Origin of the sequence: Kitasatospora aureofaciens, from assembly GCF_019192735.1 — a bacterium.
In the GTDB taxonomy this organism is placed as follows: Bacteria; Actinomycetota; Actinomycetes; order Streptomycetales; family Streptomycetaceae; genus Kitasatospora; species Kitasatospora aureofaciens_A.
On sequence record NZ_JAHTKP010000003.1, the window covers coordinates 290,629 to 309,391 of the forward strand.

Genomic DNA, 18,763 nt, shown 5'->3' on the forward strand with positions numbered 1-18,763 from the left:
GCCTTGCGCCCCGGAGGGAAGACACTCCTGAGTGCGGGGAGGAAATGCCCCGCCGGCCGGCCCCCGTCACCGGGCCGCAACGAGGCCGAAGCCCGTCACGGCGGCGGCGAAAGTGCGGTGGCACCGCGAGTTGCCCTTCTCGCCCGCACTCCGAAGGGATCACCACGACGCCCCCGGAGGGCCGCGATGATCCACCCGACGACCCGCGTTCTGGCCGCCGAACTACCCGGCCACGTCGGCGAATCCGTCGAACTCAGCGGCTGGCTGCACCGCCGCCGCGCACTCAAGTCCGTCACCTTCCTGGTGATCCGGGACCGCTCCGGCCTCGCCCAGGTGGTCACCACCGGCACCGGGCCCAACCTGCCGGAGGAGACCGTCCTGCGGATCCGCGGCACGGTCACCGCCAACCCGCAGGCGCCGAACGGCGTCGAGCTGACCTCGCCGAGCGTCGAGGTGCTGTCCAGCCTCGCCGAGGCGCCGCCGTTCAGCCTCTTCCGGCCCACCGTCGAGGCCGCGCTGCCGGTCGTCCTCGACGGCGCGCCCGTCACGCTGCGCCACCCCCGGCTGTCCGCGCTGCACCGTATCTCCGCGGCCTCGGTCGCCGGGTTCCGCGGGACGCTGGACGGGCTCGGCTTCACCGAGATCCAGACCCCGAAGGTGGTCTCCTCGGCCACCGAGTCCGGGGCGAACGTCTTCGCGCTGGACTGGTTCGGCCGCCCGGCGTACCTGGCGCAGTCGCCGCAGTTCTTCAAGCAGGCGATGGTCGGGGTGTTCGAGCGGGTCTACGAGACCGGGCCGGTGTTCCGGGCCGAACCCCACGACACCGCACGGCACTTGGCGCAGTACACCAGCCTCGACGCGGAACTCGGCTTCATCGCCGACCACCGCGAGGTGATGGCCGTCCTGCGCGAGGTCGTCGCCGGGATGGTCGAGTCGGTCGCCGCCCGGGCCGGCGCCGCGGCCGACCTGCTGGAGGTGAAGCTGCCCGCCGTCCCCGCCGAGATCCCGCAGATCCACTTCGCCGACGCGATGCGGCTGCTCGGCGCCGACGAGCCGGACCTCGCCCCGGCCCACGAGCGGTGGCTCAGCGAGTGGGCGCTGCGCGAGCACGGCAGCGAGTTCCTGTTCGTGGTCGGTTACCCGATGCGCAAACGGCCCTTCTACACCCACCCGGAGCCGGGCAGGCCGGAGTACTCCAACAGCTTCGACCTGCTCTTCCGCGGGCTCGAACTGGTCACCGGCGGCCAGCGGTTGCACCGCCACGAGGACTACCTCGCAGCGCTGGCGGAACGCGGCGAGCCGGTCGAACCGTACGCGGGCTACCTGCAGTCCTTCGCGCACGGCATGCCCCCGCACGGCGGCTTCGCGCTCGGGCTGGAGCGTTGGACGGCCCGGCTCACGGGCACGGACAACATCCGCCGGACAACGCTCTTCCCGCGCGACCTGCACAGGCTGACGCCCTGACGGCCGAGCCGATCGCAACGGAAGGCCCGCCCGCCCCCGCCGGACAGCGGGGGCGGCCGGGCCTTCGGGCGTGTGGGGTCAGCCGGCCTGCGGGGGCTGCGGCTGCGCCCCGGGCTGCGCGGGCGGGACGGGCTGGGCGTACGGGTTGCCCGGCGCGGCCTGCCCGTTCGGCTGGTACGGCGCCGCCTGGCCGTTCGGGCTGTACGCCGCCGCCGGCGGGACCGGCTGCTGGGTCCGGGTCTTGGTGTTGCCGCGCTCGACGATGGCCTTCACCGAATAGGCGATCAGCGCCACCGGCAGGAAGAACGCCTTGAAGAACAGCACGTACGTGCCGCCCTCGAAGACGAAGGCCAGGTAGTAGGCGTAGCCCAGGAACCCGATACCCGCGAGGACGTTGACGATGCGCCAGCCGGCCTTCAGGCCGCCGGCGACCGCTCCGAGGCCCAGCATGAGGACGCCGCTGAGGGCCAGCAGGACGACGTACCAGGAGAAAAGGGGCTCGGCACTGAAGTCGAGATTGTTCAAAGTGGGTTCCTGTGGGATGGAAAGAAACGTGAACCGCTTGGGGACGAGAGCGCACAGTACTAAAGGCCGCCGACATCCGTCGCCGCCTTTTCATCACGGACTTGTTGCGCTCTGCCGCATGCACTCTGAAAGGGTGGGGAAATGACTGACTATGAGGTGCTGCGGGTCTTTTGCGGGCCCGGTGGCGAATACGGGAACGAACTCGGCGTCGTCCGGGACGGATCGGCCCTGCCGGAGCGGGCGGAGCGTCAGGCGTTCGCGCGGGAACTCGGTTACAGCGAGACGGTGTTCGTCGACGATGCCGAGCGCGGCGAGATCGACATCTACACCCCGACGCTCCGCCTGCCCTTCGCCGGGCACCCCTGTGTGGGCGTGGCATGGCTGCTCGGGGCGGACCGGCTGGTCACGGCCGCCGGGGTCGTGGGCGTGCGGCGGGAGGGCGAGCTGACGCTGATCGAGGCGCGCCCCGAGTGGGCGCCGACGCGCACGCTGCGGCAGTACGGGTCGGTGGCCGAGGTGGATGCGCTGGAGGTGCCGCCGCCGGGGGAGTGGATCTACGCGTGGGCGTGGCAGGACGAGGCGGCCGGGACGGTCCGGGCGCGGGGATTCCCGGGGCGCGGTGACGGGATCGACGAGGACGAGGCGACGGGCGCGGCGGCGCTGCTGCTGACGGCGCGGCTCGGGCGGGCGCTGACCGTCACCCAGGGGCGGGGTTCGCGGATCCTGACCGGGCCGCGCCCGGGCGGGCTGATCGAGGTCGGCGGCCGGGTGGTCCGGGCGTCGGCCCAGCAGGAGTCGGCCCAGCGGGTGGCGGCGCAGGGGGTGTCGGCTCAGCGGGCGGGCGGCGTCGGCTCGGCGTAGGCGCGGGCGGCCCGGGCCGGGGCGACGGCGGCGACCGGCGGGCTCACCAGGGTGGCCACCTCGGGCGCCCGAACCCGGGCCCGCCGGTCCCGCAGCAGCCGTCGCAGGGCCGGGACGAGGGCGGCGTGGGTGACGGCGACGCCGATCACGGCGAGCAGTATGTGGTCGACGTTGAGGACGTGCCCGGGCGTCCAGGAGGAGAGGAACTCCAGGCCGGTGGCCAGCAGGGCGGAGACACCGGTGGTCTGGAGGAAGGACGGCAGCCAGCGGGCCCGCGGCCGGCCGCCGGCCAGCGGGAGCAGGACGCCGAGCGGGGCCAGCAGGAGCAGTTCGCCGACCACCTGCCAGCCGGTCGAGGAGCGGAGGGAGGCCAGCGGTGTCAGGTTGGCGTCGTAGACCCAGGCCACCGGCAGGGGTCTCAGCACCACCAGCCAGAGGACCAGCGACAGGTGGAAGGCGAGGCCCGCCACCCCGACCCGCCGGAGGGGACGGTGGACGGCCGCCGCCGGCCGGGTGTCGGTCCGTACGCCGGAACGCTCGTCGCCTGTCCTGGTGCCATCTCGCTGCACGGGGGGAAGGACGTGAGCCGGTGGCGTGGCGGTTCCACGCCGGGCGTGAACATTCCGACGCGCGCCCTTCCCCGCCTACCTGCAGGCGTTGGCGGTGGCCGTCGGCAGGGCGCTGAACACGTTGTCCGCCGGCGGCGGCGTGACCGTGGTCGAAGGTGCGGGGGACGGGCTCGGGCCGGGCTTGGCGGTGCTCCGGGCCGGGGGCAGGCTCGGGCCGGGCGGGGTGGGTGTGGCCAGGGCGGTCGGTACGTGCGGGGCGGTCGGGCAGGCCGTCCGGCTGGCCGGGGCGCCCGCGTCCACCGGGACGGCGGTCGGGCGGATCCCGCAGCCGGAGGCCAGCGCGAGCAGGATCAGCACGCCGGCGGTGCGGCGCAGCGTGGTGGGGCTGGGGGATCTCACTGGGCGTCCTTGTCCTCGGCGGCGTCGCCGACGGGGCCGTCCCCGGTCCCGCCCGCGGACGGCGGAGGCGGCGGGGCCAGCGGCAGCGTCAGTGTGAACACTGCCCCGACCTCCCCGTTCGCCGCCGTGATCGTCCCCCCGTGGATCTGTGCGTTGGCCATCGCGATGGACAGCCCCAGGCCGCTGCCCTCCGAGCGGGCCCGCCCCCGGTCGGCCTTGTAGAAGCGGTCGAAGACGTGCGGCAGCACGTCCTCGGGGATGCCGGGGCCGCTGTCCGAGACCTCGACCACGACCGAGCCGTCGGTCTCCCGGACCCTGACCCGCACCGGCGAGCCGCCGTGCTTGAGCGCGTTGCCGATCAGGTTGGCGAAGACGACGTCGAGGCGGCGCGGGTCGACCACGGCCAGGACGCCGCGCGGGGCGTCCAGTTCGACCGCGTCGTACCAGGCCCGGCCGTCGATGCAGGACATGATCAGGTCGGCGATGTCCACCTCGTCGGCGACCAGTTTGGCGGTGCCGGCGTCGAAGCGGGTCACCTCCATCAGGTTCTCCACCAGGTCGGACAGCCGCCGGGTCTCGCTGACGACGAGCCGGACGGCCGGCTCGATCATCGGGTCCAGCGACTCGGCCTCGTCCTCCAGGATGTCGGTGACGGCGGTCATCGCGGTCAGCGGCGTGCGCAGCTCGTGCGACATGTCGGCGACGAATCGCCGGCTCTGCGCCTCGCGCGCGCTCAGCTCCTCGACCTGCTCGTGCAGCGACTCCGCGGCCCGGTTGAACGTTCTTGCCAGGTCCGCGAGTTCGTCCGAGCCGTCGACTTCGAGCCGGGTGTCCAGGTGCCCCTCGCCGAGCCGCCGGGCGGCGTCACCGAGCCGCTTGACCGGCCGCAGCACGGTCGCCGACGCGGCCTGGGCGAGCAGGGCCGAGCCGATCAGTGCGAGCAGGGTTGCGATGGCCAGCGACCAGCCCAGCGTGTTGAGGTCGGCCCGCTCGTTCTCCAGCGACTTGAACATGTACGCCGTCGGGCCGCTCGGCACCACCTTGGTGCCGCCGATCACGAACGGGCGGCCCTCCAGGTTCTGCCGCTGCCAGTACAGGTGGTACGGGTACGCGTTGCTCTCGGTGATGTCGCGCGGCCGGGCGACGGTGGACCGCAGCGCGGTCGGCACGTCGGCGAGCGTGAAGTGCGTCGGGTCGGAGGAGGCCGGGCACTCGGGGTGCGCCGGGTCGACCACCACGACGTCGTAACTCAGCCCGGAGCTGGCGACGGTCGAGGCGAGCGCGGCCAGGTCCGGGCAGCTCGCGTTCAGCGGCAGGTCGGAGACGTTGCGGCTGAGCGAGACCCGGAAGTCGTTGAGCGCCGTGTCCTGGGCGCGCTTGAGCACCGCGTCGCGGTTCAGCCAGTAGGCGATGCCGGAGGCCGAGACGGCGGCGAGCAGCGCGACCGCCGCGAACACCGCGATCAGCCGCACCCGCAGCGAGCGCAGCTTCCGCCACGGGCCCGTGGCGAACCGTCGGGTCGTCGTCTGATGGTCAGTCACAAGAGCCTGTCGTCGTACGGGAGTTCAGGGATTTTGCGAACAAGGAAGAGGCCGGTTCAGGCCGGCGGGTCCAGCCGGTAGCCGACGCCGCGCACCGTCCGGATCAGGGTCGGCGCGGACGGCACGTCCTCGACCTTCGCCCGCAGCCGTTGCACGCAGGCGTCCACCAGACGCGAGTCGCCCAGGTAGTCGTGCTCCCAGACCAGTCGCAGCAACTGCTGCCGGGAGAGCGCCTGCCCGGGCCGGCGGCTGAGCTCCAGCAGCAGCCGCAGCTCGGTCGGGGTGAGCTGGAGGTCCTGCCCGTCCTTGGTGACGGTCATCGCCGCCCGGTCGATCACCACGCTGCCGTACGCGGAGGAGTCCGAGCTCTCCCGCTCACCGCGACGCAGCACGGCCCGGATCCGGGCGTCCAGGACGCGCGGCTGCACCGGCTTGACGACGTAGTCGTCCGCGCCGGATTCCAGGCCGACCACCACGTCGATGTCGTCGGACCGGGCGGTCAGCAGGATGATCGGCAGCTGGTCGGTGCGCCGGATCCGGCGGCACACCTCGAAGCCGTCGATTCCGGGCAGCATGACGTCCAGGACGATCAGATCGGGCCGCTGCTCCTTGAAGAGCCTCAGTCCGTCCTCGCCGGAGGCGGCGGTGGCCACACGGTGGCCCTGGCGGGTGAGGGCGAGTTCGAGGCCGGTCCGGATGGCGTCGTCGTCCTCGATCAGTAGGAGGAAAGGCACGGCCCCATTTTGTCCCACCGGAAGCGCCGAATCACCCCCCGGACCGGTCACCGCCCGTATGGGAACCGGAAGGAGCGCCCCCGGCGTCCGGAACGGAGGGAGGCGGACCGGGACGAAAGGCCCGCCCCTGTGACACCCCTGTGACAGTCGGCGGACAGCGCCATCACAACCACCGGGCAGGATTTTCCATGTCGCCGCAGGACAGCGGGCCAACCGGCCCGCTGGAGGGCGGCAACCGGAACCGCTCGTACCGAACCAAGGGGGCGCACGATGAACGCCATGCTTCAGACCCGGACCAACCCGGCTGTCCGCACCGCGCGTTCGTCAGCGACCACCCACCGGACCCGGTACGAGATCAGGACCGACGAGAACTCCGGTGCCGTGACCGTACGGGGGTGCGCACACAGCACCGGTGGAAACCCTGTCGCCCGTCGGGTGAGCGGCGGCGGCAGGACGGGGGAGCTGTACGGGATCGGCCGGATGGGGAGTGCGGCCGACTCCGCCAACACCCTCACGCTGCGGGGGATCCTCCCCGTCCGCGTCGAGGGCAAGGACACCCTGGGGGGGAACCGGGGGACCGGGGGGAACGGTCTGCGGGCGGTCGATTCGGGGGAGTCGGCCGGCCGTGAGGCCGCCGGTGCGACGCTGCTGCGGCTGAACCCCGCAGCGGCCCGCACCACCGAGGCGGGACAGGGAGGCGCGCAGGGGGAGCACCCGGCCGTCGCGGAGGACCACATCACGGAGTTCACCGCGTACGTGCGCGAGCGCCGCGCCTCCCTGTACGCCACGGCGTACCACCTCACCGGTGACCGCTACGAGGCCGAGGACCTGCTGCAGAGCGCGCTCTTCAGCACCTACCGGGCCTGGGGCCGGATCACCGACAAGGCCGCGGTCGGGGGCTACCTCCGCCGCACCATGACCAACCTGCACATCTCCGCCTGGCGGCGCCGCAAGGTCAACGAGTACCCGACCGAGGAGCTGCCGGAGACGGCCGGCGACACCGACGCGATGGGCGGCACCGAGCTGCGCACCGTGCTCTGGCAGGCGCTGGCGAAGCTGCCGGAGAACCAGCGGACCATGTTGGTGCTGCGGTACTACGAGGGCAAGACCGACCCGGAGATCGCCGACGTGCTGGGGATCAGCGTCGGCACGGTCAAGAGCAGCATCTGGCGCGCGCTGCGCCGGCTGCGCGACGACGAGCACCTGAACAAGTCGGGCGACACCATCCGGGCGTTCGGTGAGCTGGTCGCGTAACGCGGAGGGGCACTCGACGCGTTAGAAGAAGGGGACTCCCGTCGGGGGACGGGTAGGACGGTCACGGACTGCGGACGCCGGCTCGGGGGAGCGGTGACCACGGGGGAGCCCGACGACCGTCCGGGAAGGCGGCGGGCCCGGTGCGGGGGAGACGCACCGGGCCCGCCGTTTCTCGTTTCGGGGGATCGGATCGGATCGGATCGGGTCGATCGGATCGGGTGGATCGGATCGAGGGAATCGGATCGAGGGAATCGGATCCGGGGGACCGGGAGCCTCAGACGGACGAGAGCTGCCGCTGCCCGGCCGCCGCGGTGATCCGGCGGACGGCCTCCGGGCCGGCGCACGGGTGGGCGCCGAGGGCGACCTGGCGGCCGACGATGGACCGCTCGGCGCGCATCAGCCGCCAGCCGCGGCGCAGCAGCACCGGCAGTGACTTGCGGCCCTCGCGGACGTCCCGGCGCAGTCGGCGCCAGGCCGTGGTGAGCGCGCCGTTGCGCAGGCACAGGGCGTCGCCGAGGAGGCCCTCGGCGGCGCACTCGGCGGTGATCTCGGCGGCGAAGATGCCCTCGGCGATGAACGCGGGGGCGCCGTCCAGGTCGAGGACCCGGGTGTCGACCCGGCCGTTGTCCGGGATCGAGTAGACCGGGACGTCGGTGCGGCCGGTCTCGTACAGGCCGCGGATGGCGGCGACGGCCTGGTCGCGGTGCCAGGCGAGCGGCGAGTCCCAGTCGACCGCGCCGTCGGGCAGTCGCGGCAGGGTGGGGTCGTCCCCGTCCTTGTAGAAGTCGTCGAGCTGGAGCACCGGCAGGCCGCTGCGCTCGGCGAGCGAGGACTTCCCGGATCCGGAGGGGCCGGACAGCAGGACCACCCGGGCGCGGGTCGTCGGCACAGGATTCAGCGGGTCGTCACTCACGGGACACCAGTCTGACGCATCGCGGCCCGATGCCGAAACCGGTGCGACCAAAGTCGCTGCGCGGGGGAGAAAGCCGACGGACCCGCACCAGGGGGGAGAGGTGCGGGTCCGTCCAATGACCGTCCGGGCCCTGGGGGGGAGAGGGCACTGGGGACGGCCAGTCTGTGGAGTTGTTACTCAGCGTTGCCGCTCGGAGTGGCGAACGGTCAGATCCCCATCGGGTGCCAGACCGTCTTCGTCTCCAGGAACGAGAGTAGCCGGTCCGTACCGGGCGCATTGGTCCAGTCCTGGGCGAACGGGTCCAGCTCCGGACGGACCACCCTCTTCAGGGTATCCGCGGCGGCGGCCTCCAGGGCGGGCGCCGCGCCGGGACCGTCGGAGGCGATGGCCCCGGTGAGGTCCAGCGCGTTGACGTCCTGGTGCGAGGCCAGGGTGGGCGCGATGTCCGCGGTCCGGCCCGAGATGATGTTGACCACGCCGCCCGGGACGTCCGAGGTGGCCAGCACCTCGCCCAGGGACAGCGCGGGCAGCGGAGCGTCCGCGGCTGCGGCGACCACGACCGTGTTGCCGGTGGCGATCGCCGGGGCGATCACCGACACCAGGCCGAGCAGCGAGTGCCCGTACCCGGCCTGCGGGGCGACGATCCCGACCACGCCGGTCGGCTCCGGGGTGGAGAGGTTGAAGTACGGCCCGGCGACCGGGTTGGCGCCGCCCGCGATCTGGGCGACCTTGTCCGTCCAGCCCGCGTACCAGACCCAGCGGTCGATCGCGGCGTCCACCAGCGCGGCGGCCTTCTTCGGGCCGATGCCCTCCGAGACGGCGACCTCGGCGGCGAACTGCTCGCGCCGGCCCTGCAGCATCTCGGCGACCCGGTACAGCACCTGGCCGCGGTTGTACGCGGTGGTGCCGGCCCAGCCCTTGACCGCCGCGCGGGCGGCCAGGACGGCGTCACGGGTGTCCTTGCGGGTGCCCAGCGGGGCGTTGGCGAGCCACTCGCCCTTTGCGTCCGTCACCTCGTACACCCGCCCGCTCTCGGAGCGCGGGAACTTCCCGCCGACGTACAGCTTGTAGGTCTTGAGGACGTCAAGACGCGTCGCGACATCAGACATCGAGGTAGGCCTCCAGACCGTGGCGGCCACCCTCGCGGCCGTAGCCCGACTCCTTGTAGCCGCCGAACGGCGAGGTCGGGTCGAACTTGTTGAAGGTGTTGGCCCAGACCACGCCGGCCTTGAGCTTGTTCGCCATCCAGAGGATGCGCGAGCCCTTCTCCGTCCAGATGCCGGCGGAGAGGCCGTACGGGGTGTTGTTGGCCTTCTCCACCGCCTCGGCGGGGGTGCGGAAGGTCAGCACCGACAGCACCGGGCCGAAGATCTCCTCCTGGGCGATCCGGTGGGCCTGGCTGACGCCGGTGAACAGGGTCGGCTTGAACCAGAAGCCGGTGCCCGGGAGTTCGCAGGCCGGCGACCAGCGCTCGGCGCCCTCGGCCTCGCCGGCGTCGGTCAGCGCGGTGATCCGGGCCAGCTGCTCGGCCGAGTTGATGGCGCCGATGTCGGTGTTCTTGTCCAGCGGGTCGCCGACCCGCAGGGTGGCCATCCGGCGCTTCAGGGCGTCCAGCAGCTCGTCCTGGATCGACTCCTGGACCAGCAGGCGCGAGCCCGCGCAGCAGACGTGGCCCTGGTTGAAGAAGATGCCGTTGACGATGCCCTCGACCGCCTGGTCGATCGGCGCGTCGTCGAAGACGATGTTGGCGGCCTTGCCGCCCAGCTCCAGCGACAGCTTCTTGCGGGTGCCGGCCAGCTGCTTGGCGATCGCCCGGCCGACCGGGGTGGAGCCGGTGAAGGCGACCTTGTTGACGTCCGGGTGCGCGGTGAGCGCGGCGCCGGTGCGGCCGTCGCCGGTGACGATGTTGACGACGCCCTTCGGCAGACCGGCCTGGCGGCAGATCTCGGCGAAGCGCAGCGCGGTCAGCGGGGTGGTCTCGGCCGGCTTCAGGACGACCGTGTTGCCGGTCGCCAGGGCGGGCGCGATCTTCCACGCCAGCATCAGCAGCGGGAAGTTCCACGGGATGACCTGGCCGGCCACGCCGAGCGGCTTCGGGCTCGCGCCGAAGCCGGCGTAGTCCAGCTTGTCGGCCCAGCCCGCGTAGTAGAAGAAGTGCGCGGCGACCAGCGGCAGGTCGACGTCGCGGGTCTCGCGGATCGGCTTGCCGTTGTCGATCGACTCCAGGACGGCCAGCTCGCGGCTGCGCTCCTGGATGATCCGGGCGATCCGGAACAGGTACTTGGCGCGCTCGCTGCCCGGCAGCGCCGACCAGTCGGCGAAGGCCTTGCGGGCGGCGGCGACCGCGCGGTCCACGTCCTCGTCGGTGCCCTGGGCGAACTCGGCGAGCACCTGCTCGGTGGCCGGGTTGACCGTCTTCAGGGCCTCGCTGCCGGAGGAGTCGACGAACTCGCCGCCGATGAAGTGGCCGTAGGAGGTGGCGATGTCACCCGCGGCGGCGGGGGACTCCGGGGCCGGGGCGTAGGCGAAGAGGCCGCCGGTCGGCTGGGCCGCGGGCTCCTCGGTGTTCTTCTTCTTGGCCATGGTGATCAGTCCACCGTCACGTAGTCGGGGCCGGAGTAGCGTCCGGTGGTGAGCTTCTGGCGCTGCATCAGCAGGTCGTTGAGCAGGCTGGAGGCGCCGAAGCGGAACCAGTGCGGGGTCAGCCAGTCGTCGCCGAGGGTCTCGTTGACCATCACCAGGTACTTCATGGCGTCCTTGGTGGTCTTGATCCCGCCGGCGGGCTTCACGCCGACCTGGACGCCGGTCTGCGCGCGGAAGTCGCGGACCGCCTCCAGCATCAGCAGGGTGACCGGCGGGGTCGCGTTGACGGCGACCTTGCCGGTGGAGGTCTTGATGAAGTCGGCGCCGGCCAGCATCGCCAGCCAGGAGACGCGGCGCACGTTGTCGTACGTCTGCAGCTCGCCGGTCTCGAAGATCACCTTGAGGTGGGCGGAGGTGCCGTCGGGGCGCTTGCACGCCTCCTTGACGGCCACGATCTCGTTGAAGACGTCGAGGTAGCGGCCGGAGAGGAAGGCACCGCGGTCGATCACCATGTCGATCTCGTCGGCGCCCGCGGCGACCGCGTCGGCGGTGTCGGCGAGCTTCACCGGGAGGGCGGCGCGGCCGGCCGGGAAGGCGGTGGCGACGGAGGCGACCTGGATGTCGGTCCCCCGCAGGGCGTCCTTCGCGGTGGCGACCATGTCCGGGTAGACACAGATGGCGGCGACGCGGGGGGTGGTCGGGTCGGTCGGATCGGGGGTCCTGCCCTTGGCGCACAGTGCGCGCACCTTGCCGACCGTGTCCGCGCCCTCCAGCGTGGTCAGGTCGATCATCGAGATCGCCAGGTCGATGGCGTACGCCTTCGCCGTGGTCTTGATCGAGCGGGTACCGAGGGTGGCGGCACGCGCCTCCAGGCCGACCTGGTCGACGCCGGGCAGGCCGTGCAGAAAGCGGCGGAGCGAGGCCTCGGACGCCGCAACGTCCTGAAGGCCGCTGCCCGCAACGCCGGGGGCATTGGCTGCAACAGTGGACATAGTCACCAGACCAGCATATCTACGCGCGTAGTCGACCGCTAGAGGGGCGGCCTTTCGTGGCCGGACCGAGACCTCATCCGGGGAGGCATGGGGCAGAATCGTCGGCATGACCGATTCCGACGGCAAGCCCCACCAGGGCCCCGCCGCCCCCGACGGGGAACCCGCGTACGCGGACCGCGTGTACCGCTCCGTTCCCGGTGTGATCTCCGGAGTGCTGCTGCTGGCCGTGGCCGGGTGGCTGATCGGCGACGCGGCGCTGAACGGGACCGGGAAGACGCCGTACGTCTCTCTCGCGGCGGTGCCGGTGTTCGCCTTCCCGGTGATCGCCTACACGCTGCGCCCGGCCGTGCTGGCCAACGACCGGCGGCTGATGGTGCGCAACCCGTGGCGGACGATCACCGCGCCGTGGGCGTCGGTGGACGCGCTGCGCGCCGGGTACTCGGTCGAACTGCTCGCCGAGGGCAAGAAGTACCAGGTGTGGGCCGTCCCGGTGTCGCTGCGCCAGCGCAAGCGGGCCGGCCGGGTTCGCCGGCGCGGCGAGGTCGAGCACACCTCCCGGATGGGCATGGTCTTCGGCAAGCCGTCCGGCCCGGACGGGGTGGGCTCCTCCGACCCGACCCGGGCCTGGTCCGACCAGGTGACCGCGGTGCTCCAGGAGATGGCCGAGCGCAACGCCGCCCGTCCGGACGCGGCCGGGCCGGTCGTGGTCCGCTGGTGCTGGTGGGTGATCGTGCCGACGCTGGCGGGCCTGGCCGCGCTGATCACGGTGATCATGGTCTGAGCCGCAACGAACGCATGAAACGCAGGAAGGGCCCGCCGGTACGCGTACCGGCGGGCCCTTCCGTGTCGGGGTGGCGGTCAGATGCCCGCGGCCACCGCCAGGTCGCGCTTGATCGCATTGAGCAGCTCGGCGGCCCGCTCGCGGGTGGTGGCCAGGTCGGCGGCGGAGCCGACCGGGAGGACGACCTCCAGGTAGCACTTGAGCTTCGGCTCGGTGCCGGACGGCCGAACCACGATCCGGGCCGAGCGGACGGTCTCGCCGGCCAGGTAGTAGCGCAGGCCGTCGGTGGGCGGCAGGTCGGCGGAGCCGGCGGTCAGGTCGTCGGCCCGGGTGACGGTCAGGCCGGCCAGGACGGTCGGCGGCTGCTCGCGCAGCCGGCGCATGGCGGCGCCGATCAGGGACAGGTCCTGCACCCGGACGGACAGCTGGTCGGTGGCGTGCAGGCCGTGCTCCAGCGCCAGGTCGTCCAGCAGGTCGCTCAGCGTGCGGCCGGACTTCTTGAGGGTGGCGGCCAGCTCGGCGACCAGGAGGGCGGCGGTGATGCCGTCCTTGTCCCGGACGCCCTCCGGGTCGACGCAGTAGCCGAGCGCCTCCTCGTAGCCGTAGCGCAGGCCCTCGGCGCGGGCGATCCACTTGAAGCCGGTCAGCGTCTCGGCGTAGCCCAGGCCGGCGGCCTCGGCGATCCTGCCCAGCAGGGTGGCGGAGACGATGGTGGTGGCAAAGGTGCCTTCGGCCTTCTTGGCGACCAGGGCCGAGCCGAGCAGCGCGCCGACCTCGTCGCCGCGCAGCATCCGCCAGCCGGAGGTGCCGTTGCCGCTGCCGACCGCGTTGCCGTTGGCGGGGACGGCCACCGCGCAGCGGTCGGCGTCCGGGTCGTTGGCGATGACGATGTCCGGGCCGACCGAGGCGGCGGTGCGGAAGGCGAGGTCCATCGCCCCCGGCTCCTCCGGGTTCGGGAAGGCCACGGTCGGGAAGTCCGGGTCGGGCTCGGCCTGCTCGGCGACCACGGTGGGTGCCGGGAAGCCGGCCTGCCGGAAGGCGGCGACCAGGACGTCCCGGCCGACGCCGTGCATCGGGGTGTAGACGACGTCGAGCTCGCGCGGGGTGTGCTGGTCGACGATCGAGACGGCCCGGGCCAGGTAGGCCTCGATGACGTCCTCGCCGAGCACCTCCCAGCCGTCCTCGGCCCGCGGGACCTCGGCGAGCGAGCCGATCGCGTCGATCTCGGCGGCGATCCCGGCGTCGGCCGGCGGGACGATCTGCGAGCCGTCGCCCAGGTAGACCTTGTAGCCGTTGTCCTGCGGCGGGTTGTGGCTGGCGGTGACGGTGACGCCGGCGGCGGCGCCCAGGTGGCGGATCGCGAAGGCGAGCACCGGGGTGGGCAGCGGGCGGGGCAGCAGGGCGGCGCGCAGGCCGGCGCCGACCACCACGGCGGCGGTGTCCCGGGCGAAGTCGTACGACTTGTGGCGGGCGTCGTAGCCGATGACGACGAGGTCGCCCAGGCCCTGCTTCTTGACGTACGCGACCAGGCCGGCGGCGGCCCGGATCACCACGGCGCGGTTCATCCGCATGGGGCCGGCGCCGAGTTCGCCGCGCAGCCCGGCGGTGCCGAACTGGAGCCGGTCGGAGAAGCGCTCGGTGAGCTCCGACCAGGCGATCTTGCTGTCCTCCTCCTCCGGGTCCTCGGCCCGGGCCAGGAGCGCGGTCAGCTCCTCGCGGGTCTGCGGGTCGGGGTCCTCGGCCAGCCAGGCCCGGGACCGGGCGAGGAGGTCGGTGGTGGGTGCCTGCGTCATGGCGGCTGCTCCATCGGGAAGTGCGTCGGTTGTCGGCCGGAGGGTTCCGCAAAGAAGGGTGTGCACATGCGGACGGGGCCCGCGGGCGGGTGTGATCAGCGGATCACTGCCGCCCGTGGGCCCCGTCGCTCACGATTGTGCGCCGGATCGGGGTCAGATCCGCTCAAGGACCTTCGCCAGGAGCTCACCCATGCGCTCGGCGGAGGCCTTGCCGGCCTCCAGGACCTCTTCGTGGTTGAGCGGCTCGCCGGTGATGCCGGCGGCCAGGTTGGTGACCAGCGAGATGCCGAGCACCTCGGCGCCGGCCTCGCGGGCGGCGATGGCCTCCAGGGTGGTGGACATGCCGACCAGCTCGCCGCCGATCACCCGGGCCATGTTGACCTCGGCCGGGGTCTCGTAGTGCGGGCCGCGGAACTGCACGTAGACGGCCTCGTCGAGGGACGGGTCCACCTCGAGGCAGAGGGTGCGCAGGCGCTTGGAGTAGAGGTCGGTGAGGTCGACGAAGTTGGCGCCGACGATCGGGGAGTCCGCGGTGAGGTTGATGTGGTCGCGGATCAGGACCGGCTGGCCGGGGACCCAGCCCTCGCGCAGACCGCCGCAGCCGTTGGTGAGCACGATGATGCCGCAGCCGGCCGCGGCGGCGGTGCGCACGCCGTGGACGACGGTGGCCACGCCGTGGCCCTCGTAGTAGTGGTTGCGGCCGAGGAAGATCAGGGCGCGCTTGTCGCCGATCTTCACCGAGCGGATCTTGCCGGCGTGGCCGGCGACGGCGGGGGCGGGGAAGCCCGGGAGCTCCGTGACCGGGAACTCGGCCACGGTCTCGCCGAGGGCGTCGGCGGCCGGCACCCAGCCGGAGCCCATCACCAGGGCGACGTCGTGGCGCTCGGCGCCGGTCAGCTCGCGCAGGCGCTCGGCGGCGGCCTGGGCGGCGGCGTAGGGGTCGGCGGAGACGACCGACAGAGGAGTTGCGTTCACGGATCCGAGGATAGACGGGAATCGGCTACGCGCGTAGAAGAAACCGCCGCGGCATGCCGGATCGTTACCCGGTTGACCGGAAAACACAGCTCGGAGGCGCTTTTCGGGTGACGGGTCTCGTCGGTATCCACAGTTCCGGACTCTCCGGATTCCCGGCCGCGAACGGGTACGGAACGGGCCTCAGCAGGGCCGGCGGCGCAGGTCCATCACGTAGTCGTGCGGGGCGCCGGCGCTCTCCGCCGCGTCGGCGATCAGGCCGAGGTAGCGGGCCGCGGGCAGGCCGCCCTCGTAGTCGTTGAGCACGTACGTCCAGACCGGGATGTCGCCGTCCAGGGTCTGGGCGCGCAGCTTGATCTTGCGGTAGATGCCGAGCTGGACGCCCTCCCAGCGGTCCAGGCCCTCCTCGTCCATCGGCGCGATGTCGTAGAGCGAGACGAACACCTGGTCCTTCTCGTCCTCGACGACGGTGGCCAGCGAGCCCTCCCAGCCGAGCTGTTCGCCGCCGAAGGTGAGCCGCCAGCCGTCCAGCCACCCGGTTCCGCGCAGCGGGGAGTACGGGGCGCGGCGGGTCATCTGCCGGGCATCGAGGTTGGTGGCATACGCGGCGTAAAGGGGCATGGGGGCCAGACTACGGCGACTGGGCGATTGCACAGAAGCCCGTACCCCGGCGTGGCAGCACTCTCGGCGTGCGGGACAATGGTGGACGTGACTCGGATCGTGATCATCGGTGGCGGACCCGGCGGCTACGAGGCGGCGCTGGTGGCCGCTCAGCTCGGCGCGGAGGTGACCGTCGTCGACCGCGACGGTCTGGGCGGATCGGCGGTGCTCACGGACTGCGTGCCGTCGAAGACCCTGATCGCGACCGCGGAGGTGATGACCACCTTCGACAGCTCGTACGAGGAGCTGGGCATCACCGTCGCCGACGACGAGACGGCGCGCGAGCAGGACGCCAAGGTGATCGGCGTGGACCTGGGCAAGGTCAACCGCCGTGTGAAGCGCCTGGCGATCGCGCAGTCCCACGACATCACCCAGTCGGTGACCCGGGCCGGCGTCACCGTGCTGCGCGGCCGGGGCCGGATCGGCGCCGGCGGGCAGGCCGTGGACGGCTCCCGCGAGGTGCTGGTGGACGCGCCCGACGGCACCGTGCAGTCGCTGCGCGCCGACGCGGTGCTGATCGCGACCGGCGCCCACCCGCGCGTGGTGCCGGACGCACAGCCGGACGGCGAGCGGATCCTCACCTGGACCCAGGTGTACGACCTGGAGGAACTGCCGCGCGAGCTGATCGTGGTCGGCTCCGGCGTCACCGGTGCCGAGTTCGCGGGTGCCTACCAGGCGCTCGGCTCGAAGGTCACCCTGGTCTCCTCGCGCGACCGGGTGCTGCCCGGCGAGGACCCGGACGCGGCCGAGGTGCTGGAGGACGTCTTCCGCCGCCGCGGCATGAACGTCATGAGCCGCACCCGCGCCGAGGGCGCCAAGCGCGTCGGCGACCGGGTCGAGGTGACGCTCTCCGGCGGCCAGGTGATCACCGGCACGCACTGTCTGATGGCGGTCGGCTCGATCCCCAACACCGCGGACATGGGCCTGGAGGAGGCCGGGGTCAAGCTCAACGACTGGGGCCAGATCCAGGTCGACCGGGTCTCCCGCACCGGCGCCCCCGGCGTGTACGCGGCCGGCGACTGCACCGGCGTCTTCATGCTCGCCTCGGTGGCCGCCATGCAGGGCCGGATCGCGATGTACCACGCGCTCGGCGACGCGGTGCAGCCGCTGAGCCTGAAGACCGTCGCCTCCAACGTCTTCACCGACCCGGAGATCGCCACCGTGGGCTACACCGCGGCCGACGTGGAGTGCGGGAAGATGGACGCGGTCGAGGTCAAGCTGCCGCTGCGCGGCAACCCGCGGGCCAAGATGCAGGGCATCCGGGACGGCTTCGTGAAGCTGTTCTGCCGCCCCGGCACCGGCATCGTGGTCGGCGGCGTCGTGGTCGCCCCGCGGGCCAGCGAGCTGATCCACTCGATCTCGCTCGCGGTGGACGCCAATCTGACGGTCGAACAGGTGGCCAGCGCCTTCACCGTCTACCCGTCCGTCTCCGGCTCGACCGCCGAGGCTGCCCGGCAGCTGCACATCCGCAAGCGGGCCGAGGGCGAATCCTGAGCATCCGGTGCACAGTTGAGGGCGGTCACCGATCGGTGGCCGCCCTTTGCGCAGGGCTGATCGTCACCCGGACGGCGGGCGCAGTGCCGGGTTGCCGACGGCGCGTATTGTACGGTCACGCGCCGCTCTTGCGTGAGCATTTCCCGCTACCAGCTGCAAACGCCTGAAAGCAGACGGTCACGCAGGTTACCGTCGGTTCTGTGTTTGCAGCAGAACGTCGCCAGTTGATCCTCGAAATGGTGCGCGCCAACGGAGCCGTGTCGCTCCGCGAGTTGGCCCGCGTCGTCCAGACCTCCGAAGTGACCGTGCGCCGGGACGTACGGGCCCTGGAGGCAGAAGGGCTCCTCGACCGCCGGCACGGCGGCGCGGTGCTCCCCGGCGGCTTCAGCCGCGAACCCGGCTACCCGCAGAAGACCCACCTCTCCGCGGCCGAGAAGAGCGCCATCGCGGACCTCGCCGCGAGCCTGGTGGAGGAGGGCGACGCCGTGGTCGTCGGCGCCGGCACCACCACCCAGGAGCTGGCCCGCCGGCTCGCCCGGGTGCCCGGCCTCACCGTCGTCACCAACTCGCTGCTGGTCGCCCAGGCGCTGGCGCACGCCAACCGGGTGGAGGTGGTGATGACCGGCGGCACCCTGCGGGGCTCCAACTACGCGCTGGTCGGCAGCGGAGCCGAGCAGTCGCTGCACGGGCTGCGGGTCTCCAAGGCCTTCATCTCCGGCAGCGGGCTCACCGCCGAGCGGGGGCTGTCCACCACCAACATGCTGTCCGCGAGCGTGGACCGGGCACTGGTGCAGTCGGCCAACGAGGTCATCGTCCTCGCCGACCACACCAAGCTCGGCGCGGACACCATGTTCCAGACCGTCCCCACCGAGACGATCACCCGGCTGGTCACCGACGAGCACGCGACCGCCGACGACGCCACCGCCCGCCAGCTGGACGCGCTCGCCGACTGCGGGGTGCACATCGACCTGGCGCCGCTCGGCGCCGCCCCCACCGGGGACGCCCCGGTGCACGGCACCGGCAGCGGCCCCGTCCACCAGACCCAGCCCGGCCCGCTGCCGCGCCGGGCCGCCCCGCCCCCCGGCGGAGCCCCGCTGCCCGGCCAGCGCCGCCCCGGGGCGCACGTCGGCCCGGCGGGCCCGGGCGGCATGCCGGTCCGGCTGGCCGAGCTGGGCGTCCCGCGCGGGCGGTGAGCCCGGCCGGGCCGGAAACGCGGCCGGTCCGCACA

At 72.6% G+C, this 18,763-nt stretch carries 18 protein-coding genes; 6 read left to right on the forward strand and 12 right to left on the reverse strand.

Annotated elements, in window-relative coordinates; translation table 11 throughout:
* The first annotated feature begins 186 nt into the window (after window positions 1–186).
* A complete protein-coding gene (gene aspS / locus KV557_RS05360; protein WP_256176942.1) occupies window positions 187–1,464 on the forward strand; it encodes an aspartate--tRNA(Asn) ligase in 1,278 nt (425 codons plus the stop codon).
* Window positions 1,465–1,542: 78 nt separating this feature from the next.
* On the opposite strand, the gene KV557_RS05365 is transcribed toward aspS, so the two are convergent.
* A complete protein-coding gene (locus tag KV557_RS05365) occupies window positions 1,543–1,989 on the reverse strand; it encodes a hypothetical protein (RefSeq protein WP_218198539.1) in 447 nt (148 codons plus the stop codon).
* Between the two features lie 141 nt (window positions 1,990–2,130).
* On the opposite strand from KV557_RS05365, the gene KV557_RS05370 reads away from it, so the two are divergent.
* A complete protein-coding gene (locus tag KV557_RS05370; RefSeq protein ID WP_218198540.1) occupies window positions 2,131–2,850 on the forward strand; it encodes a PhzF family phenazine biosynthesis protein in 720 nt (239 codons plus the stop codon).
* Here the strand turns inward: KV557_RS05370 and KV557_RS42210 are convergent.
* The 4 genes from KV557_RS42210 to KV557_RS05390 all read right to left on the reverse strand — a co-directional run bounded on the left by KV557_RS42210 (window position 2,820) and on the right by KV557_RS05390 (window position 6,093).
* Entirely contained in the window at window positions 2,820–3,419 is a 600-nt protein-coding gene (locus tag KV557_RS42210; protein WP_218198541.1) for a VanZ family protein, read from the reverse strand. The two genes, KV557_RS05370 and KV557_RS42210, sit on opposite strands and share 31 nt — an antisense overlap.
* Window positions 3,420–3,494: 75 nt before the next feature.
* A complete protein-coding gene (locus KV557_RS05380) occupies window positions 3,495–3,818 on the reverse strand; it encodes a hypothetical protein (protein ID WP_218198542.1) in 324 nt (107 codons plus the stop codon).
* A complete protein-coding gene (locus KV557_RS05385; RefSeq protein ID WP_218198543.1) occupies window positions 3,815–5,359 on the reverse strand; it encodes a sensor histidine kinase in 1,545 nt (514 codons plus the stop codon). Before KV557_RS05385 ends, KV557_RS05380 begins: the two co-directional genes overlap by 4 nt.
* A 56-nt stretch (window positions 5,360–5,415) precedes the next feature.
* A complete protein-coding gene (locus KV557_RS05390; RefSeq protein WP_030257458.1) occupies window positions 5,416–6,093 on the reverse strand; it encodes a response regulator transcription factor in 678 nt (225 codons plus the stop codon).
* 480 nt (window positions 6,094–6,573) lie between these two features.
* On the opposite strand from KV557_RS05390, the gene KV557_RS05395 reads away from it, so the two are divergent.
* On the forward strand, window positions 6,574–7,347 hold the full coding sequence (locus KV557_RS05395) for a SigE family RNA polymerase sigma factor (protein ID WP_218198610.1): 774 nt from the start codon (window positions 6,574–6,576) through the stop codon (window positions 7,345–7,347).
* A gap of 274 nt (window positions 7,348–7,621) precedes the next feature.
* Here KV557_RS05395 and KV557_RS05400 read toward each other — a convergent pair whose 3' ends face one another.
* The 4 genes from KV557_RS05400 to deoC form a co-directional block, all read right to left on the reverse strand.
* Window positions 7,622–8,260 carry an ATP-binding protein gene (locus KV557_RS05400; protein WP_308129770.1) on the reverse strand — a complete coding sequence of 213 codons (639 nt, stop codon included), beginning with the start codon at window positions 8,258–8,260 and terminating at the stop codon, window positions 7,622–7,624.
* Between the two features lie 206 nt (window positions 8,261–8,466).
* A complete protein-coding gene (locus KV557_RS05405; protein ID WP_218198545.1) occupies window positions 8,467–9,369 on the reverse strand; it encodes an aldehyde dehydrogenase family protein in 903 nt (300 codons plus the stop codon).
* A complete protein-coding gene (locus KV557_RS05410; protein WP_218198546.1) occupies window positions 9,362–10,843 on the reverse strand; it encodes an aldehyde dehydrogenase family protein in 1,482 nt (493 codons plus the stop codon). The genes KV557_RS05405 and KV557_RS05410 overlap by 8 nt, the downstream gene beginning before the upstream one ends.
* A 5-nt stretch (window positions 10,844–10,848) precedes the next feature.
* Window positions 10,849–11,835 (reverse strand): deoxyribose-phosphate aldolase, encoded by a 987-nt coding sequence (gene deoC, locus KV557_RS05415; protein WP_218198547.1) that lies wholly within the window; start codon window positions 11,833–11,835, stop codon window positions 10,849–10,851.
* 106 nt (window positions 11,836–11,941) lie between these two features.
* Here deoC and KV557_RS05420 point away from each other — a divergent pair, with 106 nt between their 5' ends.
* Window positions 11,942–12,616 (forward strand): PH domain-containing protein, encoded by a 675-nt coding sequence (locus KV557_RS05420; protein ID WP_218198548.1) that lies wholly within the window; start codon window positions 11,942–11,944, stop codon window positions 12,614–12,616.
* Between the two features lie 77 nt (window positions 12,617–12,693).
* On the opposite strand, the gene KV557_RS05425 is transcribed toward KV557_RS05420, so the two are convergent.
* From KV557_RS05425 to KV557_RS05435, 3 genes are all read right to left on the reverse strand, one after another.
* Entirely contained in the window at window positions 12,694–14,409 is a 1,716-nt protein-coding gene (locus KV557_RS05425) for a phospho-sugar mutase (protein ID WP_218198549.1), read from the reverse strand.
* A gap of 153 nt (window positions 14,410–14,562) precedes the next feature.
* Window positions 14,563–15,384, reverse strand: a complete 822-nt coding sequence (locus KV557_RS05430) for a purine-nucleoside phosphorylase (protein WP_218198550.1) — start codon at window positions 15,382–15,384, stop codon at window positions 14,563–14,565.
* Window positions 15,385–15,564: 180 nt separating this feature from the next.
* The gene (locus KV557_RS05435; RefSeq protein ID WP_218198551.1) at window positions 15,565–16,002 is read right to left on the reverse strand and encodes a gamma-glutamylcyclotransferase; all 438 of its coding nucleotides are present in this window, start codon (window positions 16,000–16,002) and stop codon (window positions 15,565–15,567) included.
* Window positions 16,003–16,080: 78 nt separating this feature from the next.
* Here KV557_RS05435 and KV557_RS05440 point away from each other — a divergent pair, with 78 nt between their 5' ends.
* Together KV557_RS05440 and KV557_RS05445 are read left to right on the forward strand one after the other, a co-directional pair.
* Complete coding sequence (locus tag KV557_RS05440; RefSeq protein WP_218198552.1) at window positions 16,081–17,535, forward strand: NAD(P)H-quinone dehydrogenase; 1,455 nt, start codon at window positions 16,081–16,083, stop codon at window positions 17,533–17,535.
* 236 nt (window positions 17,536–17,771) lie between these two features.
* Entirely contained in the window at window positions 17,772–18,728 is a 957-nt protein-coding gene (locus tag KV557_RS05445; RefSeq protein WP_374106597.1) for a DeoR/GlpR family DNA-binding transcription regulator, read from the forward strand.
* Window positions 18,729–18,763 lie beyond the last annotated feature (35 nt).